This window comes from Limnohabitans sp. B9-3 (assembly GCF_002778325.1).
GTDB lineage: Bacteria > Pseudomonadota > Gammaproteobacteria > Burkholderiales > Burkholderiaceae_C > Limnohabitans > Limnohabitans kasalickyi.
Genome location: NZ_NESI01000010.1, coordinates 85,157 through 110,479, shown reverse-complemented (window position 1 = coordinate 110,479; position 25,323 = coordinate 85,157). Strand labels below are relative to the sequence as shown.

The following is a 25,323-nucleotide window of genomic DNA, read 5'->3' as shown; positions in this document are numbered from 1 at the left end:
GGTTAGATCTCGATCTTGCTGCCCAACTCGACCACCGAGTTGCTCGGTAAGTTCAAGAAGTCCGCAGCGGAACTGGCATTGAGGTGCATTTGTGCAAAGATTTTTTCACGCCAAGTCGCCATGCCCTTGCCAATCGTTGGCACGATGCTGTCACGCGACAAAAAGTAACTGGTGGTCATCGGATTCACCTCGCACCCCATGCCGCGCAGCTGGGTCAAGGCGCCAGGGACATCGGGGTTGTCTTTGAAGCCGTAATGAATGACCACCTGCCAACATTCGTTGACAAGCGGCGTGATGACCACGCGTTCGTTCTCCGCGATCCAAGGCACTTCATGGTTTTGCACGTTCACGAACAGGTTTTGTTTGTGCAGCACTTTGTTGTGCTTGAGGTTGTGCAGCAGCGCATTCGGCACAGTGCCTTTGCCGGTGGTCAAGAACACGGCGGTACCTTCCACGCGGGTGGGAGGCGACACAAAGACGGCCTCTAAGAAACTGTCCAAATCGAGGGCGTCTTCTTTGCGGATGTCATCGAGCAGCTCGCGACCATCTCGCCAAATCAACATGAGCATCATGATGACCGCGGCGATCAGCAGGGGGAACCAACCGCCATCCATCAGCTTCAGCAAGTTAGAGGCCCAGAAAGTCAAGTCGATGACCAAGAAAAATCCAGTGACGCTCAAGCAGATCCACAGCGGATATTTCCAGCTGTAACGGATCACAAAGAACGTCAACACGGTGGTGATGAGCATGTCGGTGCACACCGCAATGCCATACGCGGCGGCCAAATTACTGGACGACTTGAACATCACCACAGCCAAGACGATGACAGCAAACAGGCCCCAATTGACAAAGGGAATGTAGATTTGCCCCGTGTCTTTGACACTGGTATGCAGCACTTGCAAACGGGGCAAGAAGCCCATCTGCACCACCTGTTTGGTGACGCTGAAGGCGCCTGAAATCAGCGCTTGTGACGCGATCACCGTGGCGGCCGTGGCCAAAATCACCAAAGGCAATAAAAACCAATCTGGGGCCATGTTGTAAAAAGGGTTGGACACGGCTTTGGGGTCGCTCAGCAGCAAAGCACCCTGTCCAAAGTAGTTCAAGGTCAAGGACGGCATCACCACGGTGAACCAAGCCACGCGGATCGGCTTTTTACCAAAGTGCCCCATGTCTGCGTACAAGGCTTCGCCACCTGTCACACACAGCACCACGGCGCCCAAAATCAAAAAGGTCACCTCGGGCTCTGCAAAGATAAAACGCAGCGCGTGATGCGGGCTGATAGCCCACAGAATTTCTGGATGAGAGGCGATGTGATACACGCCCAAACCTGCAATCACGGCGAACCAAATCACGGTGATGGGGCCAAAGAATTTACCAATGCCGCTGGTGCCACGCTTTTGAACGGCAAACAGGCAGAACAAAATCACGATGGTCAGCGGTATCACGTATTTCTTGAAGGCCGGCGAGACGACCTCCAAACCCTCGACCGCAGACAGCACCGAAATAGCCGGCGTGATCACGCCGTCACCATAGAACAAGCAGGTGCCAAAGATACCGACGACCATCATCCGCTGTCGCAACTTGGGCTTGTCTTTCACCGCCATGGAGGCCAGCGCCAGCATCGCCACCAACCCCCCCTCACCGTTGTTGTCGGCACGCAGCACCAAGACCACGTATTTGATGGACACGATGAGGGTCAAGGTCCAAAAGAAAATGGACAAGATGCCAAAAATATTGTCGGGCGTGAACTGCACATGGCCAGAGCCAAACACTTCCTTCATCGCATACAACACGCTGGTGCCGATGTCGCCGTAAACGACGCCGATCGCACCAAGGGTGAGCGCCGCAAGCGACGATTTGCCGTGCTGTTCCATCATGGACCTCAGTCGTAATTCTCAGCTTCAGGGTCAGTCGCTTCCAACTCGTAACTCGCCGCCAGCATGGCCAAACGGCCAATGACGCCATACATGTAAAAGCGGTTCGGCGTGCTCACACCCGGCTTCATGCCCGGCTGCGGCGTGTGTGCGCTTTGCTCAAACGCCAAGGGCACGAAGCTGGCACCAGGCGCGTTGAGGTTTTCGTCCACACCGCGCTCCGCGTGCACACGGTAGAAGCCGCCCACGACGTAGCGGTCCATCATGTAGACCACCGGCTCGGCTACAGCGTCGTTCACGCGCTCGTTGGTCAACACGCCTTCTTGGATGATGACTTGGTTCACCGACTGGCCATCTTTGACCACGCTCATTTTGTTGCGCGTTTTGCGATTCAAGACATCCAAGTCTTTGACATCGCGCACGGTCATGATGCCCATGCCGTAAGTGCCGTTGTCGGCCTTGACGACCACAAACGGCTTTTCGTTGATACCGTACTCTTTGTATTTGCGCTTGATCTTGGTCAGCAAGGCATCCACATTGGTCTGCAGGCACTCCATGCCCGTACCCTCTGCGAAGTTGACTTCACCACATTGGTTGAACATGGGGTTGATCAGCCATGGGTCGATGCCCAAAAGTTTGCCAAAGCGCTTGGCCACTTCTTCGTAGCATTCAAAGTGCTTGCTCTTGCGACGCACGCTCCAACCCGCATGCAGCGGTGGCAAGAGATGCTGCTCGTGCAAGTCTTCCAAAATGCCGGGAATGCCCGCGCTCAAATCGTTGTTGAGCAAGATGGTGCAGGGGTCAAAGTCTTTCAGGCCCACGCGACGCGCACTGCGAATCACTGGCTCTAAGGTGACGCTGTCGCCATTGGGCAAGTCGATGGTGGTGTTTTCTTTGATCTCGGGGTTGATCGAGCCGATGCGCACGTTCAAACCAGCCATGTGGAAGATGCGCTGCAGCTGCGCCACATTCGACAAATAGAAGGTGTTTCGCGTGTGGTTCTCGGGGATCAGCAACAGGTTGCGCGCTTCTGGGCAAATCTTTTCAATCGCCGCCATCGCGGCTTGCACGGCCAAGGGCAGCATCTCGGGCGTCAAGTTGTTCCAGCCGCCGGGATAGAGATTGGTGTCAACGGGCGCCAGCTTGAAGCCGGCGTTGCGCACATCCACTGACGTGTAGAACGGGGGCGTGTGCTCCATCCATTCCAAACGAAACCAGCGCTCAATGGCGGGCATGGAATCGAGAATGCGTTGTTCAAGCTCGTTGATGGGGCCGGTGAGGGCCGTGATGAGATGGGGAACCATGGTGTCCTTCTTGATGGAGCGTCATTCTAGGCCGTCAGGTCGCGCCCTTGTTTAGAGGCACAACCTCATAACAGCGCCGTTTTAAACGCGGATTTCGCCTTGACCCAAAACCACGTACTTCAACGAGGTCAGGCCTTCAATGCCCACAGGGCCACGGGCGTGAAACTTGTCGGTTGAAATGCCGATCTCGGCCCCTAAACCGTATTCAAAACCATCCGCAAAACGGGTACTGGCGTTGACCATCACGCTGGAGGAATCCACCTCGCGCAAAAAGCGCTGGGCGTGCATGTGGTCGCGCGTGAGGATGGATTCGGTGTGGTGACTCGAATAATGGTTGATGTGGGCAATGGCCTCGTCCAAGCCTGTCACCACTTTGACGCTGATGATGGGACCGAGGTATTCCTCAAACCAATCTTGCTCGGTCGCGTCTTTCAGCTGGGCGCCTGGCACGTTGGCGAGCATGGCTTTGGCTTCTGGGCAACAACGCATTTCCACACCCTTGGCCGCATAAATCGCGCCGATCTTGGGCAAGAACTCTGCCGCCACCCCACGCGCCACCAACAAGCTTTCGCTGGCATTGCAAGGACTGTACTTTTGGGTTTTGGCGTTGTCGGCCACGGTGACGGCCATGGCGATGTCACACGGATCGTCCACATAGGTGTGGCAGTTGCCATCCAAATGTTTGATGACGGGCACTTTGGCCTCGCGGCTGATGCGCTCGATCAAGCCTTTGCCACCGCGCGGAATGATGACATCCACAAACTGAGGCATGGCAATAAGGTGGCCCACGGCCTCGCGGTCGGTGGTTTGCACCAGTTGCACCGCGTCGGTGGGCAAGCCACTTTCGATCAACGCTTGTTGAACCAACTTAGCCAAGGCTTTGTTGGACTCAATCGCTTCCGAGCCGCCGCGCAAGATGCAGGCGTTACCGCTCTTGATGGACAGCGACGCCGCCTCAATCGTCACGTTAGGGCGGCTTTCGAAAATCATGCCGAACACACCCAGAGGCACGCGCATTTGCCCCACGCGAATGCCGCTGGGTTGCTCTTTCAGGCCTGTGATTTCACCAATCACCTCGGGCATGGCGGCGAGTTGTTCGCAGCCTTGTGCGCAGGTTTCCAATACTTTGGGGGTGAGCTTCAAGCGGTCGACCATGGGTGCGTCGAGGCCAGCGGCGGTGGCTCGCGCTAGGTCTTTGGCGTTGTCGATTTGGAGCGCATCGATGTTGGCACGCAGCAAAGCGGCCAAAGCACGCAAGGCTTTGTTTTTGACAGCCGCAGAAGCTTTGGCCATTTGCGCAGAGGCCGTCTTGGCTTGTGCGCCCAAAGCATTCATGTGGTCAACGACGTTGAGTTCGGTCATGGTGTGGTTTTCTTTCAAGCTTGGCGAGGCATACACGCGCGGCACAAGCGCAAGGCCAAACGGTGCAGGGCCTGCCAGTTATCGGTCGGCCAATCGGCCACTTTGAGGCCTTTGACAATGCCATCGACTTGGTGTGCCGATTGCAACAATTTATCTAGCATGCCCACGCTCAAGCGCGGCAGCACGCGTTCAAACAAACGCTCACGCGGGCCCCAAATACGCTGCTCACGCAGCGCCATGGGCAAGGCTTTGCCTGAGGCCACCGCGTCTTTGACACGCTTCAAAGCACGAATTTCTTCGGCCAGCGTGTAGTGCACCAGCACCTCGGCTTCGCCCTCGGCCTTGAGGCCATCAAGCATGCGCTGCACACGCAAGGGCTGGCCACTGAGCACAGCCTCGGAGAGTTTGAACACGTCATAGCGGGCCACATTCAGCACCGCGCGCTCCACCTGCTCAAAGCTCAACTCGCCAGCGGGGTAGAGCAGACCGAGTTTTTGGATTTCTTGATGCGCCGCCAACAAATTACCTTCCACCCGATCGGCAAAAAACTGCAAGGTGTGTTGGCCCGCTTCGCCTTCGCTCACGCGCTGCTGTTGCGCGCCCAAGCGATGCGCAATCCAAGTGGGCAAGGTGTGACGCTCAATCGGGTCAATTTGCACGCTGATGCCGTTGTTCTCCAAGGCGGTAAACCACGCTGAGCTTTTGGTGGCTTTGTCCAAGCGCGGCAGCAAAACCACCGTCAAGGTGCTGTCATTGCCCACCGCCAATTCCGCAATGTTTTGCAGCGCCACGCTGCCATCTTTACCGGGCTTGCCCGAGGGGATGCGGATTTCAATCAACTGCTTGTCGGCAAACAAACTCATGGAGCCACCTGCCGCCAACACCTCGCCCCAGTCAAAGTGCGCGCCTGCCACGGTGAACACGCTGCGCTCGGTATAGCCTTGCGCACGCGCGGTGGCGCGCAAGGCATCCAAGGCCTCTTGCTGCAACAAGGGCTCATCGCCATGGAAGGTGTAGAGGCTGCGCAGACCTTTGGAAGCCTGGGCTTGCAGGTGCTGGCTGAATTGCGAGGCGGCGACTTGCATGGTCAGAGCTGGCGAATGGCAGCCAGACGCCGCTGAATCTGTTGCACCAAATCGTTTTCCATGTCGCGGTACAGCAAGCCTTCTTCCGACTCTTTGGACAACGCGCCGGTTTCGTTGAAGTTGATGTCACGGGTGAGCACCAACTCGGTGTCGGGGATCAACTCGATGCCCGCTTGTTTGCGCACACGAAAGCGGTAACGCAGGCGCAATTGAAACTCGCGAATCGCGCCTGTCGAGGTGCGCCCGACCACCACTTTTTCACGCAGCTCGAAAAGCTGGTCAAAGATCACTTGGGCGCGCTCGATTTGCTTGGGATCGGTGATGACTTCAACTTGACCGCTCGCTGTCAAGCTGCGAGAAAGCTTGATGCCCAGAGGCGACACCACAGGCACGCTGCTAAAAAGTGTGCTGAAGGCATAGTTCGGTGCCTTGCGCAACTCAAAGCCGCAGCCCGCCAGCCCGACAACGAGGCTGGATGAGACCAACAGGGCACGGCGTGTGGTGGACATACTCAGCGCTTAAACCACGATGTTGACCAAGCGGCCAGGCACCACGATGACCTTCTTGGGTGCAGCGCCGTCGGCTTGCTTGATGAAGGCTTCAGTGGCCAAGGCCGCTTGCTCAATTTGCTCTTTGCTGGCCGTGGCGCTGACCGTGACGGAGCCGCGCAGCTTGCCGTTGATTTGCAGCATCAGCTCCAGCTCGTCGCGCACCAACGCAGACTCATCCACCTCAGGCCAAGCGGTGTCCAGCAGGTCGCCGGCCTTGGCGGCGTAGCCCAGCTCGGCCCACAAGTTCGCACTGATGTGCGGGCAAGCGGGGTAGAGCATGCGCAGCAAGATGGAGACGCCTTCGCACAACACGGCGTTGTCGCCATCGCTGCCGTCGGCCTTGAAATCTTCCAAAGCGTTGAGTAACTTCATGCAACCCGACACCACGGTGTTGTATTGCATGCGATCGTAGTCGTAGCTGACTTGCTTCAACACCACGTGCATTTCACGACGTAAATCAGCGGCTTCTTTGCGTGGCTTGGCAGCGCTCAAGTTGCCAGCGGTTGCAGCCTTGAGGGTGGCTTCGTGTTTGACCGCGAAGTTCCACACACGGCGCAAGAAGCGGTAGCTGCCTTCCACGGCGGCATCGTTCCACTCCAGCGTGGCTTCGGGTGGCGCGGTGAACATGGTGTACAGACGCGCGGTGTCAGCGCCGTAGCGCTCGATCAGGTCTTGCGGGTCTACGCCGTTGTTCTTGGACTTGGACATGGTGCCCACGCCTTCGTAGTCGATGGCGGTGCCCACGGGCAGTTTGCCATCGCTGCTGTCGGCTGCATTCTTCAACTTAGCGCCCACCACTTTGCCTGCGTCATCAAGCACGTGCTCGACGTCGTGTGGCCAGAAATAGTCTTTGCCACCTTTGGCGGTGCGACGTGAGTAAATGTGATTGAGCACCATGCCTTGCGTGAGCAACTTGGTGAAGGGCTCGTCCACTTTCACTAAGCCCATGTCACGCATGACCTTGGTCCAGAAGCGTGCGTAGAGCAAGTGCAGGATAGCGTGTTCAATGCCGCCAATGTATTGGTCCATCGGCGCCCAGTACTGCGCACCCTCGGCCACCATGGCGTCGGTGTTGGTTGGGTCGCAATAGCGCATGAAGTACCACGACGAATCCACAAAGGTGTCCATCGTGTCGGTCTCACGGCGGGCTGCCTTGCCGCAGATTGGACAAGTCACGCCGGCGTGGAAACCTTCGTGCTTGTGCAGCGGGTTGCCCGAGCCATCTGGGATGCAGTCTTGCGGCAGCACCACGGGCAAATCTTTTTCGGGCACAGGCACAGCGCCGTGTTCGTCGCAATGGATGATGGGAATGGGCGTGCCCCAGTAGCGCTGGCGGCTGATGCCCCAATCGCGCAAACGCCACGTGGTTTTCTTCTCGCCCAAACCTTTGACAGCGAGCAGTTCAGCCACTTTGGTGACGGCTGCTTTTTGGTTCAGACCGTCGAGTTCGCCGGAGTTCACGCACACGCAGCTTTGCTTGTCGGCGTACCACTCTTGCCACTCTTGGTCATTGAACGCTTGGTCTTTGACCGACACCACCTGCTTGATGGGCAAGTCATATTTCAAAGCAAACGCAAAGTCACGCTCGTCGTGCGCAGGCACGCCCATGACCGCGCCGTCGCCGTAGGACATGAGCACGTAGTTGCCCACCCACACTTCGGTCTTCGCGCCCGTCAACGGATGCGTGACGAACAAGCCAGTAGGCATGCCCTTTTTCTCTTGCGTGGCCAGCTCGGCTTCGGTCGTACCACCGCTTTTGCATTCTTCGAGGAATGCGGCCATTGCGGGGTTGCTTGCCGCAGCGTGCAGCGCCAGCGGATGCTCAGCCGCCACCGCACAAAACGTCACACCCATGATGGTGTCGGCGCGTGTGGTGAACACATACATTTTTCCGTCGCCAATCAAGGTGCCATCTGCACCAGCAATGTCGTGCGTGAACGCAAAGCGCACACCCTCCGACTTGCCAATCCAGTTCTCTTGCATCAAGCGCACTTTGTCGGGCCAGCCATTCAACGTGGCTTTGTCGTTGCCCATTTGCACATGGTCCAACAGCTCAGGCGCGTATTGGGTGATGTTCAAGTAGTAGCCAGGAATTTCGCGCTTCTCAACTGGTGCACCCGTGCGCCAGCCCTTGCCGTCAATCACTTGCTCGTTGGCCAACACGGTTTGGTCGACCGGGTCCCAGTTCACCACTTGGGTCTTGCGGTATGCGATGCCTTTTTCAAGCATCTTCAAGAACAACCATTGGTTCCACTTGTAATAGGTCGGATCACAGGTAGCCACTTCGCGTGACCAGTCAATGGCCAAGCCCATCGCCTGCATTTGCTTCTTCATGTAGGCAATGTTTTCGTACGTCCACTTGGCCGGTGGCACGCCGTTTTTCAGCGCTGCGTTTTCAGCAGGTAAACCAAAAGCGTCCCAGCCCATGGGCATCAAAACATTAAAGCCCTTCATGCGCAGGTTACGCGTGAGCATGTCGTTGATGGTGTAGTTGCGCACATGGCCCATGTGCAGCTTGCCGCTGGGGTAAGGCAGCATGGAGCAGGCGTAGAACTTTTTCTTGGACGCGTCTTCGGTCACGCGATAGGCGTCGGCATGGGTCCAAGCGGCCTGAACGGCACGTTCGACCTCGGTGTGGTTGTATTTGTCTTGCATGAAATCAGTCAGGAGACCCCGATGGGCACAGGAAGCACGCCTTCAGAAGAAAGGCTGGATATCGCTAGATTTTAGGGCTTGGATCAGGGCTTGAGTCAGGGAGGTGTCAAGGCCGCTTGCGCTCGGTCACAAAGCCAATCCGGTTCATCCCCACTTGCTGAGCCAAGTCCATGACTTCGACCACGCGGCCATAGGGCACACGCGCATCGGCACGCAACTGCACCTCAGGCAACGCCTCAGCGGATTGACCCGCTGCTTGTGCAGCTCGTTGCGTTAAGGCCTGCTTTAACTCGGTCAGAGAAACAGCCTTGTCGTCCAAGAACACGTCGCCTTTGACATCAATGGCGACTTGCACCGACTGCGGCGGTGCGCTGCTGGCTTGGGCACTTTCCTGATTGGGCAAATCGAGCTTCAATGCGCTGACCATCAAGGGCGCGGTGATGATGAAAATCACCAACAAAACCATCATCACATCCACGAGGGGCGTAACGTTGATGTCGCTCATGGGCGTTTGACCTGGCGCGCGCTCAAAACGACCAAACGCCATCAGAGCTCTCGCAAATCGTGGGCAAAGCCTTCGAGCTCTTGCTCCAAGCGGCTGATCACGCGGCCCATGACGTTAAAAGCCAAGACGGCTGGAAGCGCCACAGCCAAGCCTGCCGCCGTCATGATGAGGGCCTCGCCCACCGGACCCGCCACTTGCGCAATCGAGAGCTGACCCGCGTTGGAAATGCCGGTGAGTGCGTGATAAATGCCCCACACCGTCCCCAACAAGCCGACGAATGGCGCTGTAGAACCCACCGTCGCCAACAGCACTTGACCCGACTGCAAACGATGCAGCACAGCATGCAATGCGTCTCTCAGCACACGGGTGCGCTGAGCGGCTTCGTCCCCTTGAGAACCCAACGTGCCGGGCATGCGCTGCTGCTGTGCTTGAGCCAACGGCAGTAGCACGCCACAACGGTCTAAGGCACCCAGCACGGCCAAGCCCTGAGCCGCATCTCTGGCTTGCCAAAAAGCGACCTTGCCCTGTGCCACATCCGCGCTGACCCGATGCAACAACCAAGCCTTGTAAACAATCACCGTCCACGTCAAGACCGACATCGCCAACAACACGACAGCCAGTGTCACGCTGAGTGCGTCGCCTTGCAAAGTGGCTTCGAAAAAACTCATCGTATCTTGGGCTCGGTGAAAAACTTAGCGCAGATTCAACACATCAAACATGTCGAACAGCCCTTTGTCTTTGCTGGCCAAAAAGCTGGCGGCTCGCAAACTGCCTTGCGCGTAAGTGGCGCGGCTCGAGGATTTGTGGGTGACCTCAATGCGCTCGCCCGTTCCGGCAAACAACACGGTGTGGTCGCCCACGATGTCACCGCCTCGGATGGTCGCAAAACCAATGGTGGACGGATCGCGCTCACCGGTGTGGCCGTAACGCTCGTACACCGCGCAATCTTTGAGATCGCGGCCCATCGCTTCGGCGATGACCTCGCCCATTTTGAGAGCCGTGCCCGAAGGCGCGTCGACTTTGTGGCGGTGATGCGCTTCAATGATTTCAATGTCATAGCCGGTGGGCATGGCTTGCGCCGCCATTTGCAACAGCTTCAAGGTCACGTTGACGCCTACGCTCATGTTAGGCGCCATCACAATGGCGATGTCCTTTGCCGCCTCTGTGATCTCTGCTTTTTGGACGTCGGTAAAACCTGTGGTGCCAATCACCAGTTTCACACCCAACTCACGACACACCTGCAGATGTGCCATGGTGCCCTCGGGCCGTGTGAAATCGATCAAAACTTGGCTGTTTTTCAAACCTTGACGCACATCGGCCTCGATGTTGACGCCGCTGGCTTGACCTAAAAAACCGGTGGCATCGTTGCCAATGCCGGGACTGGCGGGCACATCCAAAGCGCCACTGAGCTGAAACTCTGGCGCATGACGCACGGCTTCGATCAACATGTGGCCCATGCGGCCGCTGGCGCCAGCGATGGCAAGTTTCAAAGGAGGTGTTGTTTGGGCCATGAGACGGGCACTTTCAAAAATCAACGGGCAGGGGCTTCAAGCGGCGGATAGCTGACAGGTTTGGAGGGGGCAGGCGTTGGCGCCAGTGAAACGGACGACTTGGCTGGGAACTGGGCCAAGTCTGTCTCGGAGGCCTTCAATTCGGGCACCTTTTTGGCAGTTGCACGGGTGTCAATCTTGGCTGCAAACTCTGCCTCGGTGGGCAGTGGGTCACCTTCGAGTTGCACCAAGATGTCGTTCTTGAAAAACACACTGAAGCGTCGCAACTGGGGCTCGGTGCCTTGACGGCGGATGGTGAACGCGTAGTCCCAGCGGTCACTGTGGAACACGCTGGTCACCAAAGGAGTTCCCAAAATATCTCGCACTGCCTGTCGCGGCATGCCCAATCGCAAGGCTTGCGCTTGCTCGCGCGAGACAAAGTTGCCTTGCACAACATCTGGCCGGTAGGGCGTTATGACGCTCGAACACGCGGTCAACCCTAGGGCAGCCAACAAGCAAGCGATGCCTAGCAAGGGGTGTCGAGGGAACGACAAGAAAGAGGCTTTTCGACAGAGTTCAAACATGGTGTGAAAGGCCGAATTGGGCTGTAACGCTATGATCCGTTCATTGTAGCGGGCCACCTGTTTCGCCCATCTTGGAGATGCCTCATGGCCCACCCCGACGACCTCAAAAGTATTGGCCTAAAGGCTACATTGCCACGACTGAAGATACTGGATTTATTTCAAACCAGCGGCCAACGCCACATGACCGCTGAAGATGTGTACCGACAGTTAATGCTTCAAAACGTCGACATTGGTTTGGCCACCGTTTACCGGGTGCTGATGCAGTTTGAACAAGCGGACATCTTGAAACGCAGTCATTTTGAGAGTGAACGTGCGGTGTACGAGCTCAATGAGGGGGAGCACCACGACCACTTGGTGTGCTTAGATTGCGGCCGTGTGGAAGAGTTTCATGACAAAGAAATCGAAGCGCTGCAGGTCAAAGTAGCCAAACGCCAAGGATTTGAAATCGCCGACCATGCCTTGAGTTTGTACGCCCATTGCCGCAAGCCCAACTGCGAGCACCGCCCCTCAAAAACGAACGTCGCTTAGTTTTGCGACATGGCACGCTGGTGCCTAGAAATGAATTCCTGATAGGTGTCAACACCGCGCAATTGCAAAATGGTGTTGCGCACCGCCGCCTCAACCAGCACCGCAATGTTGCGACCGGCCACCACTTGAATCACCACCTTGCGCACCGGCACGCCCAGCACGTCTTGGGTCAACGGCTCGTGCGGAAGTCGCTCGTAATCGCGCTCCAAGGTCTCTTTACGCACCAAGTGAACAATCAGCTTGAGACGCATTTTGCGACGCACGGCTGTTTCGCCAAAAATGGCGCGAATGTCCAACAAACCGATGCCTCGCACCTCTAACAAGTTTTGAATCAACTCGGGACAGCGTCCTTCAATGGTGGTTTGGTTGATACGAAACAAATCCACCGCATCATCGGCCACCAAGCCGTTGCCACGGGAAATGAGCTCCAAGCCCAACTCACTTTTACCTAGACCTGACTCGCCCGTGATCATCACGCCTAGGCCCAAAATATCCATGAACACGCCGTGCATGGAGGTGCGATCGGCAAAGTGCTTAGACAAATAAGCGCGCAACACATCGATCACAAAAGCTGCAGATTCCGACGTGGAGAACAACGGAATTTGAGCTCGCTCGCACATGGCGATCAACGCAGGCGGCGCCATTTGCCCGTCCGCCAAAACCAACACCGGCGGCTCTAAGGTCACGATGCGGGCAATGCGGCGTGCGGAATCCGCCGCAGAGCACTGAGAGATGTAGTTCACCTCTCGCTCACCCAAGACTTGGGCGCGATAAGGATGGATGTAATTGAGGTAACCGACCAAATCGGCACCGGAACGTGCGGCACGGACGGCCACCTCATCAAAATGCCGCTCAGAAGCACCCAATCCAGCCACCCATTCCCAGCGCAAACTGCTGCGAAAGGCCTCGAACAACAGATCGGCACTGATGACGGTGGGTTTCAAATGGGCACCGAATTCCAGGTTGAAACAATGCGATGCAATTCCGTCGCGTTGTCACATGATTTGATTTTTTCACGCAGAGCTGTGTCGCTCAGTAACTCGGCGATCTCCGACAAAATCTCAAGATGTTTTTGCGTAGAAGCCTCAGGCACCAACAAAAAGATAAGCAAATTCACCGGTTGCTCATCTGGGGCATCAAAGCCAATCGGTTGGTGCAACTGAAAGACGGCGGCCATGGGCGACTTCAGGCCCTTGATACGACCATGTGGGATGGCCACGCCGTGACCCAACCCGGTAGAGCCCAAACGCTCGCGGGCAAACAAACTGTCGGCCACCATCGCGCGACTCAATCCGTGCAGGCCTTCAAACAAAAGGCCGGCCTCTTCAAAAGCACGTTTTTTACTGGTGACCTCTACTTGCACAAGGACTTGTGCTGGAGGCAGGATGGAAGCTAATCGATTCATGGTGTGAGCGCAGATTATGCACCCCTTGTGAGCCCCACTTAAAAACGCAAAAACCGCCAAAGTTGGCGGTTTTTGAAGGTTTCTGTGGGCTAACGGCCTACATCAACCGCTTAGGACTCTCGTGGTGATGCTGCTGTAGCTTGTCTTTGTGACGAACCACTTGTCGATCGAGCTTGTCGACCAACTCGTCGACAGCCGCGTACAAGTCTTCGTGGGCACTTTCTGCAAACATGTCGTTGCCTTTGACGTGAATGTTGCATTCGGCCTTTTGACGACGATCTTTCTCAGTCTGATTTTCAATACTCAAAAGCACTTTCACGTCCACCACTTGATCAAAATGCCGTGTGATTCGGTCTAACTTTCCAGTGACATAACTGCGCAATGCGGGGGTAACTTCAAGATGGTGACCACTGATCGTCAGGTTCATAAAAGCCTCCTAGTGTGAATTGGCAGTTTCACTATGCGCCTGCCTTGGAAAAAATACAAGGCCTTGCACTCAAAGATTTCGTAAAAAGTCCTAGCTGTAAACCCCTATCGCCGTCGGGTCAAGTGCCATAATTCAAGCCTCTTTAACAGCGGAGATATCTCCTTGGAAACCTGCCCTAGTCGGTAGCTTTCGGATCGCATCAGGCCCTCGTGCCGCACGGATTCGAAAGCTGCATTTCACCTCCTTCGAATTTCGGTGCCACACGCACAAGGAACGCCATGCTCAATATTTTCACGCTGGCCAATGGCCGACTCTTCCAAGAAGAGATCGAGTCGCTGGAAGAACTCTCTAAATTTCAACCGATTTGGGTCGATCTAGAAGCCCCAACAGTGGAAGAAAAACGCTGGATCAAACAGTACTACGGCCTGTCTATTCCAGAAGATGCGATGGATGAAGACATCGAAGAATCAGCGCGTTTCTACCAAGAAGACAACGGCGAACTGCACATCCGCAGTGACTTTTTGATCGCCGACGAAGACGAGCCCCGCACCGTGCGCGTGGCGTTCATCTTGAACCAAAGCAACGATGCCTTACGCAGCCGTGGTGTGCTGTTCTCCATCCACGACGAAGATGTGCCCGTGTTCCGCCTGCTCCGCATGCGCGCACGCCGCGCACCAGGCTTGATCGAAGACGCCAAAGAAGTCCTGCTCAAGCTCTTTGACGCGGATGCCGAATACTCCGCTGACACCCTAGAAGGCATTTACGACCAACTCGAAAAAGCCGGTAAATTGGTTCTGTCTGAAGACGTGACCGATGCGTTGGCGGGGGATGTCTTGGGCGCGATCGCGCGCCAAGAAGATTTGAATGGGCGTATCCGTCGCAACGTGATGGACACCCGACGCGCCGTGAGCTTCATGATGCGCTCGCGCATGCTCAATGCTGACCAGTTTGAAGAAGCGCGCCAGATCCTGCGGGACATTGAATCGCTGGACAACCACACCGCATTTCTGTTCGACAAGATCAACTTTTTGATGGACGCCACGGTCGGCTTTATCAACATCAACCAAAACAAGATCATCAAGATTTTCTCGGTGGCCAGCGTCGCGCTGCTCCCCCCCACATTGATTGCCAGCATTTACGGCATGAACTTCCAGTACATGCCCGAGCTCAACCAAACCTGGGGCTATCCGTTCGCTTTGGCCTTGATGCTGGCCAGCGCCTTGGTGCCTATGTGGTATTTCCGTAAACGCGGCTGGTTGAAGTAAAGCGATAGGCCCACCGCCTTTGGCGAATACCCGCTCACGCCACAGGCAGTTGCGCCAGCAAGCGGTCGAGCACAGCCACGCTGTAGCGGTTAGCAATGGTTTGAATGAATCGGGGGAAGTCCACATGCGCAGCGTCGTCAGCACGGTCTGAAATAGTCCGCACAGCAGCCAAGGGCACGCCGTAGTCGTGACACACCTGCGCGATGGCGGCGCATTCCATCTCTACGGCTAAAGCCTGCGGTAAACGACGGTGCAACTCTGCACTTTCAAGTGTGGTCGACACAAAACGGTCACCGCTGGCCACCAAACCTTGGTGGACCTGTGCGGCATCAAGCGACAAGCCCAGCCAGTCGCAGGATGGCAAACTTTGCACCACATCGGCCAAGGCCAAAGGCGCCACTGCCGTCAAGGCATCACGCAAGTCGGCGTCCGCGGGAAAGTGGGTCATCCCCGTCAGTGGCACCTCATGACGCGGGAACAATGGGGAAGCATCCATGTCGTGCTGAACAAACGCTCGGGCCACCACCACGTCGCCCACGTTGACATGCGGCGCCAAACCTCCTGCTACGCCCGTGAAGACCATGCGGGTCACGCCAAATCGTTCGATCAGGGTTGTGGCTGTGGTGGCAGCGGCCACTTTGCCAATACGCGACAGCACGGCAACGACCTCATGGCCATGCCAATGGCCCAACCAAAATTCGCGACCTGCCACCACCGTTTTTTGCTCGTCTGGCAGGCGATCCAAAACCGCCGCCAGCTCTTCATGCATGGCGCTGATCAACGCCAAGCGGCTCATGGGTGGTCGCGTAACTCGCGGCGCAAGACCTTGCCCACGGGGGTTTTGGGCAAGTCGGCACGAAACTCAATCACTCGGGGTAGTTTGTAACCCGTGAGGTTTTGTTTGCAGTGTTCACGCACGCTCGCCTCGGTCAAGGCGGGGTCTTTTTTAACAATCACCAATTTGACCGCTTCGCCCGAACGCTCGTCCGGAATGCCGATCACCGCACACTCCAAAACGCCGGGCAGGCTGGCCACCACGTCTTCCACTTCGTTCGGGTAGACGTTGAAGCCACTGACCAAAATCATGTCTTTCTTGCGATCCACGATGCGGAAAAATCCTTGTTCGTCCATCACGCCCACATCACCAGACTTAAAGAAACCATCGGGTGTCATCACCCGCGCTGTTTCGTCCGGCCGCTGCCAATAACCCGCCATCACTTGAGGACCGCGGATGGCAATCTCACCTCTCACGCCGGGTGCCACTTCTTGGCCATCGTCATCGATGATTTTCATCTCTGTACCGGGAATCGGCACACCAATGCTGCCGGTAAACGCCGTGCTGGTCACGAGGTTGCAACTGGCCGATGGACTGGTTTCAGACAAGCCATAACCTTCGCAAATTGGGCAACCCGTTTTCTCCAGCCAAAGCTTAGCCACAGCACCTTGCACCGCTGTTCCGCCCCCCAAAGACACCACCAGATGCGACCAATCGACCTTGTCAAAGTCAGGGTGATTGGCCAAGCCATTGAACAAGGTGTTGACCGCAGGAAACATGTGGAACCGGTGCTTGGACAGCTCCTTGATCACCGCAGGCAAATCACGCGGGTTGGGAATCAAAATGGAACAGCCGCCCATGCGCAGGGTCAACATCATGTTGATGGTGAACGCAAAGATGTGATAGAGCGGCAAAGCGCAGACAAAGGTCAGCTGTTCTTCGGCAGGGACACGCTTGAGGGCGGGGCTATTCCAAGCCGCGGACTGCAACACGTTGGCCACCAAATTACGGTGCAACAACTCGGCGCCTTTTGACACACCGGTCGTGCCGCCCGTGTACTGCAACACGGCCAAATCGTCGCCAGTGATAACCGGCAAGGTCAGTGTGCTGCGCTCGCCCAAAGACAGAGCTTCATTGAAACGCACCGCATCGGGCAAGTCAAAGGGAGGCACCATCTTTTTGACGCGTCGCACCACTTGGTTCACCACAAAGCCTTTGAGCGCGCCCAAGCGGTCACCCATCGCACACAACACCACATGTTTGACCGGCGTTTTGGTAATGCACTGCTGCAGCGTGGCGGCAAAGTTTTCCAGAATCACAATGGCTTTGGCGCCCGAGTTTGTGAGTTGCATTTCCAACTCACGCGCGGTGTACAAAGGATTGATGTTGACCACCACAAAGCCCGCGCGCAACACAGCCGCCACGGCGATCGGATACTGCAGGACATTGGGCAGCATGATGCCGACGCGGTCGCCCGCCACCAAGCCCAACCCTTGAAGATAAGCCGCAAACACTTGACTCAAGCGGTCCAATTCTGCATAGGACATGCTGCGCCCCATGAAATTGAACGCCGGCCTGTCGCCGTAGCGCTTAAAGCTGTCTTGCATCAGCTCCACCAATGAGGTGTAGGCGCTCGTATCAACGTCAGCAGCCACACCGTCAGGATAGGCACTCAGCCAAGGGCGATTCATCATGCTTATTCCACGGCCTTGATCATGTCTTCCACGACCTTTTTAGCATCGCCGAAGACCATCATGGTTTTATCCATGTAGAACAACTCATTGTCCAAACCGGCATAACCCGCGGCCATCGAGCGTTTGTTGACGATGATGGTTTTGGCTTTATAGGCTTCCAAAATCGGCATGCCATAAATCGAGCTGCCCTTTTGCAAAGCAGCGGGGTTCACCACGTCGTTGGCACCCAAGATGATCGCCACATCGGCTTGCGCAAACTCGCCGTTGATGTCTTCCATCTCAAACACTTGGTCATAAGGCACTTCCGCCTCAGCCAGTAACACGTTCATGTGCCCAGGCATGCGCCCCGCTACGGGATGGATGGCGTACTTCACGTTGATGCCTCTGTGCATCAGCTTTTCGGCCAATTCGTTCACGGCGTGCTGTGCACGCGCCACGGCTAAACCATAACCCGGCACAATGATCACCGTCTCCGCGTTGCCCAAGATGTAAGCTGCGTCATCGGCACTCCCGCTCTTGACGGGGCGCTGCTCTTGAGCCCCCGCAACCGCCGTGGTGGCTTCACCACCAAAGCCGCCCAGAATCACGCTGAAGAACGAGCGGTTCATGGCCTTGCACATGATGTAGCTCAAAATCGCGCCCGAGCTGCCCACCAACGAACCCGCAATGATCAACATGCTGTTGTTCAACGAAAAGCCAATACCCGCAGCTGCCCAACCCGAATAGCTGTTGAGCATAGACACCACCACCGGCATGTCCGCGCCACCAATCGGGATGATGATCAGCACGCCCAACACAAAAGACAGGGCCAACATGGCGTAAAACGCATTCATGTCTTGCGTGGCGGTGTAGACCAAACCCAGGCCCAAGGTTGCCAAGCCCATCACCAAATTCAACTGGTGCTGGCCAGCAAATGTGACCGATGCGCCTTGGAACAAGCGAAATTTGTACTTGCCAGACAACTTGCCAAACGCAATGACAGAACCACTGAAGGTAATGGCACCAATAGCGGCGCCTAAAAACAGCTCCAAGCGATTACCTGCGGGAATCGGAGGCACGGTGCCGTCTGCGGCTTTGAGCACGATCTGGAAGGCCGCTGGTTCAACCGTCGCGGCAATGGCGATAAACACCGCAGCCAAACCAATCATGCTGTGCATGAAGGCCACGAGTTCGGGCATCTTGGTCATCTCGACGCGTTGCGCCATCAAGGTACCTGCACCGCCGCCCAGCACCAAACCGAGCAACACCCAGCTCATGCCGATGCCAGAACCCGACAGTTTGACGATCAGCGCAGCCGTGGTGATGACAGCAATCGTCATACCTGCCATGCCGAATACGTTGCCGCGTATCGAGGTGGTGGGATGGCTCAAGCCTTTGAGGGCTTGAATGAAAAACACACTGGCCACCAAGTACATCAAGGTGACCCAATTCATTGAAACAAAGTCTAAGTTCATGCTTTGTCTCCTGAAGCTGCCTTAAAAGGCTTGTCTTTCTTTTTAAACATTTCCAACATGCGGCGCGTGACCATGAAGCCACCGAACACGTTGACGGCGGCCAGCGTGACGGCGAGCACACCCATGGTTTTACCCAGCGTGGTCTCGGTCATGGCAGCCGCCAACATGGCGCCCACAATGACAATGGCTGAAATCGCGTTGGTCACGGCCATCAAAGGCGTGTGCAGCGCAGGCGTGACGGTCCACACCACGTGGTAACCCACGTAGATGGCCAACACAAAAATAATGAGGTTGATGATGGTGGGGGAAACGGCATCCATGTTCTTAGGTCCTTGCGATCACTTTTTAACCACGGCGCCATCACGGGTGACCAAACAGGCCGCCACGATGTCGTCTTCTAGATCGATGTGCAGCGCGCCTTCTTTGTTGATGACGAGCTTCAGAAAGTCGAGCACGTTGCGGGCATACAGCGCGCTCGCGTCAGCAGCCACCAAGGCGGGCAAGTTGGTTTCACCCACCAAGGTCACACCGTGCTTGATCACGGTTTTGCCAGCTTCGGTCAGCGGGCAATTGCCGCCCACGCCATCGGCACCTTTGCCTGCGGCAATGTCGATGATCACTGAGCCCGGCTTCATGGCTTGCACCATGTCTGCCGTCACCAACACGGGGGCTGCACGGCCAGGAATCAAAGCGGTGGTGATGACCACATCGGCCTGCGCCACGCGCTTGGCGACTTCAATTTTTTGACGATCCAACCAGCTTTGTGGCATGGGTCGGGCGTAACCACCCACACCTTCCGCCGCTTCTTTTTCTTCGGCCGTTTCAAACGGCACGTCGATGAACTTACCGCCCAACGACTCCACTTGCTCTTTCACGCTGGGACGCACGTCGGTGGCTTCAATCACCGCGCCTAAGCGTTTGGCCGTTGCAATCGCTTGCAAACCCGCCACACCCACGCCCAAAATCACCACGCGTGCGGCTTTGACGGTGCCCGCTGCGGTCATCAACATGGGGAAAAAACGTTGGTATTTGTCTGCGCCCAACATCACCGCTTTGTAGCCTGCGATGTTGGCTTGGCTCGACAACACGTCCATGCTCTGCGCACGTGTGGTTCGCGGCGCCGCCTCCAACGCAAAACCAACGGCCCCGGCAGTCGCCAGACGCTGTAGGCCCTCCGTATTGAACGGCTCCAACATCCCCACCACAGCGCTGCCAGATCGGATGCTGGCTGCTTCGGCCGCTTCTGGCACGCGCACTTTGAGCACCAAATCTGACGCCCAAGCCTGAGCGGCATCGACGATGGCCACACCCACTGCAGCATAAGCGTCGTCAGTGATGCTTGCCGCAACACCGGCACCGGACTGCACGCGCACGGCATGGCCTTGCGCAATTAATTTTTTAGCCGTCTCCGGCGTGATAGCCACACGGGTTTCACCGGCCGATATTTCGGCAGGAACGCCAATCTGCATGGGAAGGCTCCTAATAGAAAAGTTCGTCTCTGTCAGACCCCAGAAAGGTTACACCAGAATTCACATAATCTTGAGACGGACTTACCCGAAAGATAATAATGAAATGAACAAACGTTGGAAACCCAGTGTCACCGTTGCCGCCATCATTGAACGCGACGGACGCTACATGCTCATTGAAGAACACACGCCCGAGGGCTTGCGCCTGAACAACCCCGCCGGCCACCTGGACCCAGGCGAGTCCCCAGAGGCAGGTTGTGCGCGCGAAGCTTTGGAAGAAACCACGCACCCCTTCGTCCCCACCGAGCTGGTCGGCATCTACATGTCGCGCCTTGAGCGCCCCGCCCGCGCAGGGCGCGCGGCCGAAGACGTGACCTATTTACGCTTCGCCTATTGCGGCACCTTGGGCGAGCCCGTGCCAGGCGCCAAGTTGGACCATGGCATTGTTCGCACCCTCTGGATGACGGCAGATGAAGTGCGCGCCAACACACACAGACTGCGCAGCGCCTTGGTGCTGCGCTGCATCGAAGACCACAAAAATGGCCAACGCTTTCCCCTAGATATGGTCTACACCGACCCCAGCGTCACCCGTCCCGCAAAGGGATAATTGCCCCTATGGCAAAGAACAAACGTGTGGTGGTGGGACTCAGCGGTGGCGTGGACTCGGCGGTCACCGCCTACCTGCTCAAACAGCAGGGCTATGAGGTCATCGGCATCTTCATGAAAAACTGGGAAGACGATGACGATTCCGAGTTTTGTTCCTCCAACATTGACTTTGTCGACGCCGCCGCCGTGGCTGACGTGGTCGGCATTGAGATTGAACACGTCAACTTCGCCGCCGAGTACAAAGACCGCGTGTTCGCCGAGTTTTTGCGCGAGTACCAAAACGGGCGCACGCCCAACCCAGACATTTTGTGCAATGCCGAAATCAAGTTCAAAGCATTCCTTGATCACGCCATGCGCTTGGGCGCAGACAAAATCGCCACCGGCCATTACGCGCGCGTGCGTGACGTGGACGGGGAATTTCAGTTGCTCAAAGGCTTGGACCCCAGCAAAGACCAAAGTTATTTTTTGCACCGCTTGAACCAAGCGCAGCTGTCCAAAACCATGTTCCCCGTGGGCGAGTTGCACAAAACCGAAGTCCGTCGCATCGCCGACGAGATCGGCCTACCCAACGCCAAGAAAAAAGACTCCACGGGCATTTGCTTCATTGGCGAGCGCCCTTTCCGCGACTTCTTAAACCGCTACATCGCCAACGCGCCCGGGCCCATCAAGGACGAGCGAGGGCGCAAAATCGGCAACCATGTGGGCTTGAGTTTTTACACACTGGGGCAACGTCAGGGCTTGGGTATTGGCGGTCTCAAGGAAAAGGGTGCACAACGTGGTGGCGGCGAACACCACCCGTGGTTTGTGGCCCGTAAAGACTTAGCCACCAACACCTTGTTCGCAGTGCAAGGCCACGATCACCCATGGTTGCTGTACAGCGCACTGCATGCGGACGATCTGAGCTGGTGTGCGCCGCATCAACCAGCTCCCGGCCGCTACGCCGCCAAAACACGCTACCGCCAAACCGATGCACCTTGTGCACTGAGCTACAACGAAAAAGGCGAGCTGGTGCTCGCCTTTGATGATCCTCAATGGGCCGTCACACCGGGCCAATCGGCTGTGCTGTATGACGGTGACGTTTGTTTGGGTGGCGGGGTGATTGCCAGCGCGTCACATCCGTTGTGACCAATGGCCTTGGCACTTGGGACACGTGATCTCAATGTGGCGAAAGTAATGGCCTCGGCATTTTTGGCCGCAATGCGGGCAACGCACAATCACTTTGTCGTTCAGGACTTCCGGTACTTCGATGGCATCCGCGCGTATAAAAAGCGGCGCCCTCAAGTCGTATTGGTTCGACTTTTTAAAATGAACTTGAAAGCCTGAGACCTGGGCATCCACCGTGGCCAAGTCGGCGATCTCTAAAAAAATCGTCGATAGCTTGTCGCCCACCCCATCGACAGATTTGTACCAACGCGGCTCAGGCGACATGCCAATCAAGGCCAGCCCCTCCTTGTTCGGCACCACTTTGTCCGCTTCGGGCGCCACCAACCGCGACTGCTCCATCAGCAACTTCACGGCATATTGCGAGTGGCTTTGGAACGCATAAAAGTAATGGCCGAAATACAAACACGCATCGACCTGATTGCCAAACGAGTACCACTTGAGCACCAGCAAACGCAAGAGATTGACCAAACTCTTGGTGTCTTCATTGATGGTGAACAAGCGCTCGTTCAAGCCTGCCATCAGCACCAAACGCAGCGCCGTCTCAAACCCCAAATCTTGGCGAATGCCCTGCGGGTTCCCAAACATATTTTTTTGCGCAATGCTGTGCTGCGCAATCGCCATGGTTCGAAAAAACTCAGGCATAGCCGCATTCAATTGAGGCAGTTTTTCTCGGAACAGTTTCGCCTGCTGCGCGTCAGATCGGAGATGCTCAAACGGATACGGCATGGCGAGTCTCCTAGTCCTTGCTGAGATGGGCCACCAAATCAGATTTGATGGTCTCGAAATCAATAGGTTGCGTGACCCCCCCGCGGATCAAAGAATACGTGTTGATCCAACCGTGGTGAATGCGGATTCGGCAGTCAAACGCTTTTTCAAACAGATCGATGACCTGGATTTCATCCAGTGAATTTTTATCGAGCCTGGCAATCAATTCCTGCGTCTCCTTGGACTTAACCGGCGCAGGTTTGACTTCCGCAGGTGCCTTCTTAGCCACCAACGATGCCCGCAAATCGTCATAAATTTTGCGCAGCGCAGGGTTGCCAATGACCGCGTAAGACTCATTCAGCAACGCCATCTTGGCCGTGTTTTCGACCTTGTTGGAGAGGTGCCGATCCGGATGGTACTTTTGCGCCAAGGCCTTGTATGCAGCTTTGATCACCACCTCTTCTGCGTCGTGCAGCAGGCCCAATGTTTTATAGTGATTTTTCATTCAATTCACGGATAGGCCAATAACGTAAAAGCCGGTTGACCTGAGATCAACCGGCTTCTCATTCGCGTCGGCAGGGGTGCCAATCGAATCCTCAAAGCCTCAAAATGGAATGTCATCGTCCATGTCGTCAAACCCACCGCGTGCAGGAGCGGGTGCAGGTGCTTGACGTTGCGGCGCTGGGGCAGCTTGACGAGCAGGGGCTGCAGGACGGCTGTAGCCACCGCCACCTTCTTCGCCACCACCGCTGGGACCGCCCATGCCTTCACGGCCGCCCAAGAGTTGCAGCTCGGTCGCAATGATGTCGACGGTGTTCTTTTCCACGCCGGTGGTTTTGTCGGTGTAAACACCGTATTTCAAGCGGCCTTCCACATAAATAGGACGGCCTTTTTTGACGTATTCACCAGCAATCTCGGCCAAGCGGTCATAGAAGGTGACGCGGTGCCACTGGGTGTCTTCAATCATCTCACCGCTGTTTTTGTCTTTGCGCTTGCTGGATGTCGCCACGCTCACGTTGGCCACAGCTTGGCCGCTAGGCAAGTAGCGCACTTCGGGGTCGCGGCCGCAGTTGCCGACGAGGATGACTTTGTTCACAGATGCCATGGGTAAATTCCTCCAGATATAGGCTAATTATGGGGTGTTACGGACGGTGCCGCACGTTGAGGGGCCACCATGGGCCAAGCTACCACCAGCCACAGCACCATGAGTGCCGCGCAAGTTAAAAACAGGCCTTGCGTGCCGTAACTTTTGGCCAACTGACCACCCATCAAGCCACCCACAAAAAAGCCCAAGGACTGCAAGGTGTTGTAGATGCCCATGGCTGCACCCCGCGACGAAGCGGGTGCGATGCGCGACACCATGCTGGGTTGCGTCGCCTCCAACACGTTGAAGCCACAAAAGAAAGCAAACAGCAACCAAGCCAACCACATGATGCTGGGCGAGCCCGACGATACCCACAACAAAGCCAACTGCACAAAAGCCAACAAAGCAATCGCGCTTAAAAAGACAGCACGCAGATAGCCACGGCGCTCCAGCGGGAACACGCCGCCCATGACCACGAAGGAGCCCAAAACGGCTGGCAAATAAATTTGCCAATGGTCGTCTTTCACCCAGCCCGCCTGCACCAACAAGGCAGGCACCACCACCCACATGGCCAGTTGCACGGCGTTCAACACAAACACGCCGATGTTCAAACGCAGCAATGCAGGGTTAGACAGCACTTGACGCAAACCACCTCGCCCTGCATCTTTGAGGACGGCAGGTGCAGGAGGTACCGCCCACACCACGACCGCCATACCCATCACAGCCAGGACGGCCGTGAGAAAAAACAAACCTGCCAACCCGATGTGGGCCACTAACAAAGGGGCCACCACCAGAGATAGAGCAAACATGAGTCCAATGCCAGCGCTGACCAGTGCCAGCGCTTTGGTGCGCACCACGTCACGGGTTTGATCCGCCAACAAGGCCGTCACTGCAGCAGACACCGCACCCGCACCTTGCAAGGCACGTCCCACCAAAAGCTCCCAGAGCGAGTCCGCACAACCCGCATACAAACTGCCCAAGGCAAACACAATCAGGCCAAACAGGATCACGCGCTTGCGGCCAAATCGGTCTGACGCCATGCCAAAGGGGATTTGCAACAGGCCTTGCGTCAAACCGTAGATGCCCATGGCTAGGCCAATCAGCGCGGGGTCATCCCCGCCTGGGTACTTGCGCGCTTCAAGCGCAAATACGGGCATCACCAAGAACAAACCGAGCAACCGGAGCGAGAAAATGGACGCAAGCGTGAAACTGGATCGCAGCTCCATGGGCGTCATGGTGGGGCTGTCTTCTGGCGTGGGGTTGGGGTTTAAATTGGTCGTCACAGCCTGTTATTGTCCCGCATTCCTTGGCAATGACTTACGCCGCCACTATCATGGCGG

The 25,323-nt window shown here is 56.4% G+C and carries 26 protein-coding genes; 4 read left to right on the top strand and 22 right to left on the bottom strand.

Translation table 11 applies throughout. The features are described from left to right. Positions 1-2 precede the first annotated feature (2 nt). From B9Z42_RS14645 to B9Z42_RS14600, 10 genes are all read right to left on the bottom strand, one after another. Positions 3-1,877 (bottom strand): potassium transporter Kup, encoded by a 1,875-nt coding sequence (locus tag B9Z42_RS14645; RefSeq protein ID WP_233203661.1) that lies wholly within the window; start codon positions 1,875-1,877, stop codon positions 3-5. A 5-nt stretch (positions 1,878-1,882) separates the two neighbouring features. Then, complete coding sequence (gene gshA / locus B9Z42_RS14640; RefSeq protein ID WP_100134151.1) at positions 1,883-3,178, bottom strand: glutamate--cysteine ligase; 1,296 nt, start codon at positions 3,176-3,178, stop codon at positions 1,883-1,885. 81 nt (positions 3,179-3,259) lie between these two features. Next, complete coding sequence (locus B9Z42_RS14635) at positions 3,260-4,540, bottom strand: glutamate-5-semialdehyde dehydrogenase (protein ID WP_100134190.1); 1,281 nt, start codon at positions 4,538-4,540, stop codon at positions 3,260-3,262. Between the two features lie 14 nt (positions 4,541-4,554). Then, positions 4,555-5,625, bottom strand: coding sequence for a DNA polymerase III subunit delta (gene holA / locus B9Z42_RS14630; RefSeq protein WP_100134150.1), 1,071 nt, complete (start codon positions 5,623-5,625; stop codon positions 4,555-4,557). A 2-nt stretch (positions 5,626-5,627) separates the two neighbouring features. Continuing rightward, the gene (gene lptE / locus B9Z42_RS14625; protein ID WP_100134149.1) at positions 5,628-6,134 is read right to left on the bottom strand and encodes an LPS assembly lipoprotein LptE; all 507 of its coding nucleotides are present in this window, start codon (positions 6,132-6,134) and stop codon (positions 5,628-5,630) included. A gap of 9 nt (positions 6,135-6,143) precedes the next feature. Then, a complete protein-coding gene (leuS, locus tag B9Z42_RS14620; protein ID WP_100134148.1) occupies positions 6,144-8,831 on the bottom strand; it encodes a leucine--tRNA ligase in 2,688 nt (895 codons plus the stop codon). A 106-nt stretch (positions 8,832-8,937) separates the two neighbouring features. Next, positions 8,938-9,378 carry a biopolymer transporter ExbD gene (locus tag B9Z42_RS14615; protein WP_100134147.1) on the bottom strand — a complete coding sequence of 147 codons (441 nt, stop codon included), beginning with the start codon at positions 9,376-9,378 and terminating at the stop codon, positions 8,938-8,940. Continuing rightward, complete coding sequence (locus B9Z42_RS14610; protein ID WP_100134146.1) at positions 9,378-10,004, bottom strand: MotA/TolQ/ExbB proton channel family protein; 627 nt, start codon at positions 10,002-10,004, stop codon at positions 9,378-9,380. The genes B9Z42_RS14615 and B9Z42_RS14610 overlap by 1 nt, the downstream gene beginning before the upstream one ends. 24 nt (positions 10,005-10,028) lie before the next feature. Continuing rightward, a complete protein-coding gene (gene dapB, locus B9Z42_RS14605; protein WP_100134145.1) occupies positions 10,029-10,847 on the bottom strand; it encodes a 4-hydroxy-tetrahydrodipicolinate reductase in 819 nt (272 codons plus the stop codon). Between the two features lie 20 nt (positions 10,848-10,867). Continuing rightward, on the bottom strand, positions 10,868-11,410 hold the full coding sequence (locus tag B9Z42_RS14600) for an outer membrane protein assembly factor BamE (protein WP_100134144.1): 543 nt from the start codon (positions 11,408-11,410) through the stop codon (positions 10,868-10,870). A gap of 84 nt (positions 11,411-11,494) precedes the next feature. Here B9Z42_RS14600 and fur point away from each other — a divergent pair, with 84 nt between their 5' ends. After that, positions 11,495-11,938: a ferric iron uptake transcriptional regulator gene (gene fur / locus B9Z42_RS14595; RefSeq protein ID WP_100134143.1), complete on the top strand. Its 444-nt coding sequence runs from the start codon at positions 11,495-11,497 to the stop codon at positions 11,936-11,938. Here fur and hprK read toward each other — a convergent pair. The 3 genes from hprK to hpf form a co-directional block, all read right to left on the bottom strand. Further along, a complete protein-coding gene (gene hprK, locus B9Z42_RS14590) occupies positions 11,935-12,882 on the bottom strand; it encodes an HPr(Ser) kinase/phosphatase (protein WP_100134142.1) in 948 nt (315 codons plus the stop codon). The two genes, fur and hprK, sit on opposite strands and share 4 nt — an antisense overlap. Continuing rightward, the gene (locus tag B9Z42_RS14585; protein WP_100134141.1) at positions 12,879-13,343 is read right to left on the bottom strand and encodes a PTS sugar transporter subunit IIA; all 465 of its coding nucleotides are present in this window, start codon (positions 13,341-13,343) and stop codon (positions 12,879-12,881) included. The genes hprK and B9Z42_RS14585 overlap by 4 nt, the downstream gene beginning before the upstream one ends. Before the next feature lie 97 nt (positions 13,344-13,440). Continuing rightward, the gene (gene hpf, locus B9Z42_RS14580) at positions 13,441-13,770 is read right to left on the bottom strand and encodes a ribosome hibernation-promoting factor, HPF/YfiA family (protein WP_100134140.1); all 330 of its coding nucleotides are present in this window, start codon (positions 13,768-13,770) and stop codon (positions 13,441-13,443) included. 278 nt (positions 13,771-14,048) lie between these two features. Here hpf and corA point away from each other — a divergent pair, with 278 nt between their 5' ends. Beyond that, positions 14,049-15,035, top strand: a complete 987-nt coding sequence (gene corA, locus B9Z42_RS14575) for a magnesium/cobalt transporter CorA (protein WP_100134139.1) — start codon at positions 14,049-14,051, stop codon at positions 15,033-15,035. Between the two features lie 34 nt (positions 15,036-15,069). Here the strand turns inward: corA and B9Z42_RS14570 are convergent, their stop codons facing one another. Genes B9Z42_RS14570 through B9Z42_RS14550 form a run of 5 tightly spaced genes read right to left on the bottom strand, consistent with a single transcriptional unit; the run spans position 15,070 to position 20,427 of the window. Beyond that, positions 15,070-15,831 carry a 5'-methylthioadenosine/adenosylhomocysteine nucleosidase gene (locus B9Z42_RS14570; protein ID WP_100134138.1) on the bottom strand — a complete coding sequence of 254 codons (762 nt, stop codon included), beginning with the start codon at positions 15,829-15,831 and terminating at the stop codon, positions 15,070-15,072. Beyond that, positions 15,828-17,504: a long-chain-fatty-acid--CoA ligase gene (locus B9Z42_RS14565; protein ID WP_100134137.1), complete on the bottom strand. Its 1,677-nt coding sequence runs from the start codon at positions 17,502-17,504 to the stop codon at positions 15,828-15,830. The genes B9Z42_RS14570 and B9Z42_RS14565 overlap by 4 nt, the downstream gene beginning before the upstream one ends. Positions 17,505-17,506: 2 nt before the next feature. Next, positions 17,507-18,958: an NAD(P)(+) transhydrogenase (Re/Si-specific) subunit beta gene (locus B9Z42_RS14560; protein ID WP_100134136.1), complete on the bottom strand. Its 1,452-nt coding sequence runs from the start codon at positions 18,956-18,958 to the stop codon at positions 17,507-17,509. Continuing rightward, a complete protein-coding gene (locus tag B9Z42_RS14555; protein WP_100134135.1) occupies positions 18,955-19,278 on the bottom strand; it encodes an NAD(P) transhydrogenase subunit alpha in 324 nt (107 codons plus the stop codon). The genes B9Z42_RS14560 and B9Z42_RS14555 overlap by 4 nt, the downstream gene beginning before the upstream one ends. A gap of 18 nt (positions 19,279-19,296) precedes the next feature. Continuing rightward, positions 19,297-20,427, bottom strand: coding sequence for a Re/Si-specific NAD(P)(+) transhydrogenase subunit alpha (locus B9Z42_RS14550; protein ID WP_100134134.1), 1,131 nt, complete (start codon positions 20,425-20,427; stop codon positions 19,297-19,299). 103 nt (positions 20,428-20,530) lie between these two features. Between B9Z42_RS14550 and B9Z42_RS14545 the strand changes: the two genes are divergently transcribed. Together B9Z42_RS14545 and mnmA are read left to right on the top strand one after the other, a co-directional pair. Next, positions 20,531-21,031, top strand: a complete 501-nt coding sequence (locus B9Z42_RS14545; RefSeq protein ID WP_100134133.1) for an NUDIX hydrolase — start codon at positions 20,531-20,533, stop codon at positions 21,029-21,031. An 8-nt stretch (positions 21,032-21,039) separates the two neighbouring features. Then, positions 21,040-22,155: a tRNA 2-thiouridine(34) synthase MnmA gene (gene mnmA / locus B9Z42_RS14540; RefSeq protein ID WP_100134132.1), complete on the top strand. Its 1,116-nt coding sequence runs from the start codon at positions 21,040-21,042 to the stop codon at positions 22,153-22,155. Here the strand turns inward: mnmA and B9Z42_RS14535 are convergent. The 4 genes from B9Z42_RS14535 to B9Z42_RS14520 all read right to left on the bottom strand — a co-directional run bounded on the left by B9Z42_RS14535 (position 22,141) and on the right by B9Z42_RS14520 (position 25,218). Continuing rightward, positions 22,141-22,920: a zf-TFIIB domain-containing protein gene (locus B9Z42_RS14535; protein WP_143474100.1), complete on the bottom strand. Its 780-nt coding sequence runs from the start codon at positions 22,918-22,920 to the stop codon at positions 22,141-22,143. The genes mnmA and B9Z42_RS14535 overlap by 15 nt on opposite strands. Before the next feature lie 10 nt (positions 22,921-22,930). Further along, on the bottom strand, positions 22,931-23,404 hold the full coding sequence (locus B9Z42_RS14530; protein ID WP_100134130.1) for a J domain-containing protein: 474 nt from the start codon (positions 23,402-23,404) through the stop codon (positions 22,931-22,933). A 99-nt stretch (positions 23,405-23,503) separates the two neighbouring features. Next, positions 23,504-24,004 (bottom strand): single-stranded DNA-binding protein, encoded by a 501-nt coding sequence (gene ssb / locus B9Z42_RS14525; RefSeq protein WP_100134129.1) that lies wholly within the window; start codon positions 24,002-24,004, stop codon positions 23,504-23,506. A 23-nt stretch (positions 24,005-24,027) separates the two neighbouring features. Then, positions 24,028-25,218: an MFS transporter gene (locus B9Z42_RS14520; protein ID WP_100134189.1), complete on the bottom strand. Its 1,191-nt coding sequence runs from the start codon at positions 25,216-25,218 to the stop codon at positions 24,028-24,030. Positions 25,219-25,323: the final 105 nt, after the last annotated feature.